Source organism: Pseudoxanthomonas suwonensis, assembly GCF_010093235.1.
GTDB lineage: Bacteria > Pseudomonadota > Gammaproteobacteria > Xanthomonadales > Xanthomonadaceae > Pseudoxanthomonas > Pseudoxanthomonas suwonensis.
Genome location: NZ_PDWP01000029.1, coordinates 34,810 through 41,215, shown reverse-complemented (window position 1 = coordinate 41,215; position 6,406 = coordinate 34,810). Strand labels below are relative to the sequence as shown.

The 6,406-nt window shown below is 70.9% G+C and carries 4 protein-coding genes; 2 read left to right on the top strand and 2 right to left on the bottom strand.

Features of this window, described 5'->3' with window-relative positions:
* Nucleotides 1-420: 420 nt before the first annotated feature.
* Together CSC68_RS13450 and CSC68_RS13445 are read left to right on the top strand one after the other, a co-directional pair.
* Nucleotides 421-1,317, top strand: coding sequence for a ribose-phosphate pyrophosphokinase (locus CSC68_RS13450; RefSeq protein ID WP_162204102.1), 897 nt, complete (start codon nt 421-423; stop codon nt 1,315-1,317).
* A gap of 48 nt (nt 1,318-1,365) precedes the next feature.
* Entirely contained in the window at nt 1,366-2,886 is a 1,521-nt protein-coding gene (locus tag CSC68_RS13445) for a thymidine phosphorylase family protein (RefSeq protein WP_162204101.1), read from the top strand.
* A gap of 36 nt (nt 2,887-2,922) precedes the next feature.
* Here CSC68_RS13445 and CSC68_RS13440 read toward each other — a convergent pair whose 3' ends face one another.
* Nucleotides 2,923-4,815, bottom strand: a complete 1,893-nt coding sequence (locus CSC68_RS13440) for an HAL/PAL/TAL family ammonia-lyase (protein WP_162204099.1) — start codon at nt 4,813-4,815, stop codon at nt 2,923-2,925.
* 92 nt (nt 4,816-4,907) lie between these two features.
* The gene (gene hisS, locus CSC68_RS13435; protein ID WP_162204097.1) at nt 4,908-6,320 is read right to left on the bottom strand and encodes a histidine--tRNA ligase; all 1,413 of its coding nucleotides are present in this window, start codon (nt 6,318-6,320) and stop codon (nt 4,908-4,910) included.
* Between the last annotated feature and the right edge of the window lie 86 nt (nt 6,321-6,406).

The window sequence follows — 6,406 nt, the reverse complement described above, 5'->3', positions numbered from 1 at the left end:
TTTAATGCCCCTCCCTCCCACCATTTCTATATATTATAGCTCGTCGGCCGCGTCAGATGATTCTCATAGACAGTCACGTATCAATGTATTAGCGTGCTAATACATTACGCCGCGACGCAGCATTGGTCAATCATCCGGGCCGGTGCCGGAAGGGCAGCATCGCAGATCGTTCAGCGTGGGCCGCCAGGCCTGGAAGACACCATGGGCGGGTTCCGGAAGACGGATCGGCCAACCGGGACCGCGGCCGCACCTTCATCCGGACCGGGCACCCGGCCGGGCCAGCTGGCGCCCGCTCCTACCCACCCGTCCTGCGCGCAGCGTGCTGCTCCGTCACCGCTCCGGCCCGTTTCCAGCGCACCATTGGCCGGACGGCCTGTCGCCCTTCCCGCGAACACCGAAAACACGTACCCGGATACCTGGATGCAACGCCTGATCATCGCCCTGCCCGGCAACGAAGCCTTCGCCGACCAGCTCGCCGCGGCCTGCGGCGCCGAACGCGGACACCTGGAGACGCGCCGTTTCCCCGATGGCGAGAGCTACGTCCGCCTGCACTCCGACGTCGCCGGCCGGGCGGTGGACCTGGTGTGCACCCTGGCCCGGCCCGACGAACAGCTGGCCATGCTGCTGTTCACCGCCGACTGCGCGCGCGAACTGGGCGCGACCGAGGTCAACCTGGTCGCGCCGTACCTGGCCTACATGCGCCAGGACCAGCGCTTCAATCCGGGCGAGGCGGTCAGTTCGCTCACCTTCGCCAGGGTGCTGTCGGCCCACTTCGACGCGCTGCTGACCGTGGACCCGCACCTCCACCGCTACCCCGCCCTGTCCTCGCTCTACACCATCCCAACCGCCACCCTGCACTCGGCACCGCTGCTGGCCGACTGGATCGCCGCCAATGTCGAGCGCCCGCTGGTGGTCGGCCCCGACGGGGAAAGCGAGCAATGGGCTTCAGCGATCGCCAGCCGCATCGGCGCGCCCTGCGCGGTGCTGCGCAAGACCCGCCACGGTGACCGCGAGGTGGAGATCGAGCAGACCGACCTGGGCGGCTACCGTGACCACACCCCGGTGCTGGTCGACGACATCGCCTCTTCCGGGCGCACCCTGCTGGTCGCGGCACGGCAGATGCTCGCCCAGGGCCTGAGGCGGCCGGAATGCGTGGTGGTCCATGCGCTGCTCGCCGACGAGGCCCATGCAGCGCTGCGGCAGGCATTCGCCCGCGTCACCTCCACCGATGCGGTGGCCCACCCCAGCAACCGCATCGCCCTGGCGCCGCTGTTCGCGCAGGCACTGCTCGAAGGCCGCCGCGATCCGGCGGCCTGACTCGTCCCCTGAAGGCATCCACTGCATGCCATACCGGAGTTGCCCACCTTGAGCGCCACCACGCCCGCGGCCCGGCCGCCTGCCCTTCGTGCCGTCCGCCTCAGGCTGCATGCGCAGCACCAGTCGGTCGCCGTGCTGCGCACCGACTCCCATGTCTGCCGCGCCGAGGGCCTGGCCCCGCGCAGCCAGGTGCTGGTCACCGCCAATGGGCGCGAAATCCACGCCCTCCTGTACCAGACCGACGATCCGCGCGCGCCGATCGACCAGGTGGCGCTGTCCGAGGCGGCGTGGGAGGCGCTGGACATCGAGGAAGGCACCGAGGTCCAGGTCCACCACGCGCCGATGCCGGAATCGCTGGGCGCGGTACGCAAGCGCATCCACGGCCATCGCCTGGATGCCGCCGATTTCCCGGCCATCGTCGGTGACGCGGTGCGCGGCCGCTACAGCGATGTCCAGCTGTCGGCCTTCCTCACCGCCACCGCCACCTTGCCACTGGACGTGGAGGAGACCATCCACCTGACCCGGGCGATGGTGGAGGCCGGCAGGCGGCTGTCGTGGAACTCCGGCGTGGTGGTCGACAAGCATTGCGTCGGCGGCCTGCCGGGCAACCGCACCACGCCGATCGTCGTTGCCATCGCCGCGGCGAACGGACTGGTCATGCCGAAGACGTCCTCGCGCGCGATCACCTCGCCCGCCGGCACCGCCGACACCATGGAAACGCTCGCGCCGGTCGAGCTGGACACCGGGACCCTGCATCGCGTCGTCGGCGAGCACGGCGCCTGCCTGGCCTGGGGCGGCGCCATGCAGCTGTCGCCAGCCGACGACCTGTTCGTACGCATCGAGCGCGAGCTGGACATCGACACCGAAGGGCAGATGATCGCCTCGATCCTGTCCAAGAAGATCGCCGCCGGCGCGACCCACGTGGTCATCGACATCCCGGTCGGACCGACCGCCAAGGTGCGCAGCGACGACGAGGCCCGGCACCTGGCAGGGCGCATGGAACAGGTCGCCGGCGACTTCGGCCTGAAGCTGCGCTGCCTGTTCACCGATGGCACGCAGCCGGTCGGTCGCGGCATCGGTCCGGCGCTGGAAGCCTGGGACGTGCTGGCCGTGCTGCAGGGTGCCGTCGATGCGCCCGACGACCTGCGCGAGCGCGCCATCCTGGTGGCCGGGGCCGTGCTGGAGATCGGCGGCGTCGCACCCGCCGGACAGGGCCAGGAACTCGCCCGCCGCACGCTGGACGACGGCCGCGCATGGACCCGTTTCCGGGCGATCTGCGAGGCCCAGGGCGGCCTGCGCAGGCCACCGCGTGCCGGTCCCGTGCAGGCCGTGGTCGCGCTCGCGGCCGGCACTGTCACCGCCATCGACAACCGCAAGCTGTCGCGGCTGGCCAAGCTGGCGGGCGCGCCGCAGAGCCCGGCGGCGGGCGTCTACCTGCAGGTGCGGCTCGGCGACGTGGTCGAGGCCGGGCAGCCGCTGCTGCAGCTGCATGCGCAGAGCCCCGGCGAACTGGCCTACGCCATGGAGTATTTCCACGGGGCCGGGCCAATCATCAGCGTGGCCAGCTGAGGCCGCGCCCACGTCCCGCGCGGAACGCGGCCGCGATCAGGCCTGCGGCAGCGCTTCCAGCAGGGCGCCGGAGGCGACCAGCTGAACCATGGTGGCGACCTCGCCGTCCATCGCGCGGTCACGGTCCAGGAACGGCACCGCCTCACGGATGCGTGCATGGGCACGCGCCACCGCCTCGCCGGGATGGAACGCATCCGCCTCGGCCAGCTGCGCGCGCAGCTCCTCGACCTCGGCCAGGAAACGCTCGCGCACGGGCGCATCCGGCGCCGGACCGCCCTGCACCTTGCCCGCCAGCGCCTGCGCATCGGCGCGTCGCGCAAGTGCGCGGGCGGCGTTGATCATGTCGCGGCGCAGGTCCAGTGCCTGGGCGGCGGTGTAGAGCTCCAGCGCCAGCACCTTGCCCAGGTCCTCGACCATGGCCAGCACATGGCGCGCCTCGTTGGCGCCCATGGACACGTGGTCCTCGGCATTGGCGCTGGTCGGCACCGAATACACCGAGGCCGGATGCGCGCGGCTGGCCAGGTCGTTGACGATGGCCGCGGCGGTGTACTGCACGATCATGTGGCCGGACTCGGTGCCGTCCTCGTTGCCGATCAGGAACGCCGGCAGGCCGTCGTTGGTGGCCGGATCGACCAGCTTGTTGAGCCGGCGCTCGGAGATCGAGGCAAGGGTCGGGATCGCCGCCTTGAGGTAGCTGAGCGCCAGCGCCAGCGGCATGCCGTGGAAGTGGCCGGCGGAGATCACCTGCTCTTCCACGTGCGCCGCGTCGGCCTTGTCCGGGAACACCAGCGGGTTGTCGGTCACCGCGTTGAGCTCGATCTCCAGCACCCGCGCCGCCTGCGCCGCGGCATCGCGCACCGCGCCGTGGACCTGCGGGATGCAGCGCAGCGAATAGCTGTCCTGCGGCTGGTGCTTCTTGCCGCCACGGAACGGCAGGAAGCGCTGGTAGAACTTCTCGCGGCCATGGCGCTGGTCGGCCGGCACCCAGTCCCAGCCGATGTCGAAGCGCAGCCCGCGCGACTCTTCCGTGTCCCAGCTCGACGGCAGCCACGGCCGGAACCGCGGCACCAGGTGGTACGGGATATCGGCCAGCGTGGAGCCCGACAGAAGCCGGCGCAGGTTGGCGGCGACCTGGACCTGGCCCGGATGCGGACGCAGCGCATGCACTTCCTCGGCGAACGCGCCCAGGCGTCCGGCGAAGGCGTCGATGGTCATGGCCGCGGCCAGGTCGGCCGTGTCCAGCATCTGTTCCAGCCGGTGCAGCGCGAGCACGCCCATGGCCAGCATCTGCGCGGTGCCGTTGTTCAGCGCCAGGCCTTCCTTGTACGACAGCGATACCGGCTCGAGCCCCGCCCGACGCAGGGCTTCGGCGCCCGGCATGCGCTGGCCGTCGACGAAGGCTTCGCCGCCGCCCAGCAGGACGATGGCCAGATGCGACAGCGGCGCCAGGTCGCCGGAGGCGCCGACCGATCCCAGCTGCGGCACCACCGGCACGATGCCGGCGTTGAGCATGGCGGCCATCGCCTCCAGGGTCTGCACGCGGATGCCGGAATGGCCCTTGAGCAGGGTGTTGAGGCGGATGCACAGCATCGCCCGCACCACGTCGGCGGCCATCGGCTCGCCCACGCACACGGCGTGGGTCACGATCAGGTTGCGCTGCAGCTCCTCGTGCAGCGAACGCCCGGAAGGCGCCGCGCCTGGCAGCTCGTCGCGCAGCGGATGCGCGCCCAGCAGCTTGTCGGCGTTGCTGCCGAAGCCGGTGGATACGCCGTAGATCGGCTCCTCGCGGCGGACCTGCTCGGCGAGGAATTCCGCCGCCCGCGCCACCGCCTGCAGCGCCCCGGGGTCCTGCGCGACCTTCGCGCCCTTGGCCACGGCGACCAGCTGGTCGCGCGTCAGGGATTGCCCGTCGAGACGGATCGTCGTCATGCGCCTGCCTGTTGCGTTATGCGATGGAAGGCGCCGGCGTGCCCCGGCGCCGGGATGCGCCGGCCCGCCTCGTGGCGGGCCGGACGGATAGCTCAGCGCCCCGCCAGGGCGCGGGCCTGCTCCAGCTCGACCTTGAGGGTCTCGGCCAGTTCGCCGCGCGGCACGTCGAACTGCTGCTCGCGCACCAGGTCCTTGACCGCGACCACGCCACGGGCCTGCTCGTCCGGGCCGGCCAGCACCACGAAGCGGATGCCGGCACGCGAGGCGTACTGGAACTGCTTGCCGATCTTGCGCGGCTCCATCTGCACCTCGGTGTTGATGCCGCCCAGGCGCAGGTGGCGGGCGATGTCCAGCGCGTCGGCCAGCTGGCTCTCGTCCATCAGCGCGACCATGGCCTGCACGCTGCTCTCGGCGATGCCCTCGATCAGGCCGGCCTCGCGCAGCTGCCAGAACAGGCGGGTCAGGCCGATGGAGATGCCCACGCCCGGCAGCTTCGACTTGGTGTAGTGGCTGGCCAGGTCCTCGTAGCGGCCGCCGGAGCAGATCGAACCGATGCCCGGGTGGTCGACCAGCTGGGTCTCGTAGACGGTGCCGGTGTAGTAGTCCAGGCCACGGGCGATGGAGAAGTTGAGGCAGTAGGCCGATTCCGGCACGCCCAGGGCGCGGACCAGCTCCAGTACCTCGCGCAGCTCGGCGGCGCCGGCGCGCAGCACGTCGCTGGCGCCCTCGCCGGCCTCGGCCAGCACCGCGTCGATCCTGGCCAGCGCATCCGCATGCGATTCCGAACGCACCTCGACGAAGGCCAGGATCCGGTCCACGGCCGCGGCCGGCAGGCCGAAGTCCGGTCCGGTCAGGGTCTCGCGCACGTATTCGGGGCCGCGCTTGTCGAGCTTGTCGACCTCGCGCAGGACCAGCGCCTGCTGCTGCGGGTCGGCCACGCCCTGGGCCTCGAAGAAGCCGCGCATCAGCTTGCGGTTGTTGAGCTGCACGCGGAACGCGCCGATGCCCAGCTCGGAGAACACCGAGTGGATCACCGCCAGCACCTCGGCGTCGTAACGGATGCTCAGCGCGTCCTTGCCGATGACGTCGATGTCGCACTGGTAGAACTCGCGGAAGCGGCCGCGCTGGGCGCGCTCGCCGCGGTACACGCGCTGCATCTGGTAGCGGCGGAACGGGAAGCTCAGTTCGTGCTCGTGCTCGGCCACGTAGCGCGCCAGCGGCACGGTCAGGTCGAAGCGCAGCGCCATCTCCGGCAGGCCGCCGGCCGCGCCCTCGGCCGCGGCATTGGCCAGCGCGCCGGTGGACTGGACGAAATACACCTGCCGCTCGGTCTCGCCGCCGGACTTGGTCAGCAGCACGTCGGACAGTTCGAATACCGGGGTTTCCACCGGCAGGAAGCCGAAGCGTTCGTAGTTGCGGCGGATGACGTCGAGCATGCGCTGGAAGGCGATCTGCTCGCGCGGCAGCAGCTCCATGACGCCGGCCGGGGTACGGGGCCTGATCAAGCGAAAAAACTCCTGTGCCAGGGGGGCACGGACGGGATGCGGGATTCTAACGTGTGGACGCCGCGCTCCGGCACGTGGTGCGCCGG

What these genes read in the sequence shown, in the direction of transcription:
- CSC68_RS13450 (WP_162204102.1), top strand. Translation starts at nt 421, where the DNA reads ATGCAACGCCTGATCATCGCCCTGCCCGGCAACGAAGCCTTCGCCGAC.
- CSC68_RS13440 (WP_162204099.1), bottom strand. Translation starts at nt 4,815, where the DNA reads ATGACGACGATCCGTCTCGACGGGCAATCCCTGACGCGCGACCAGCTG.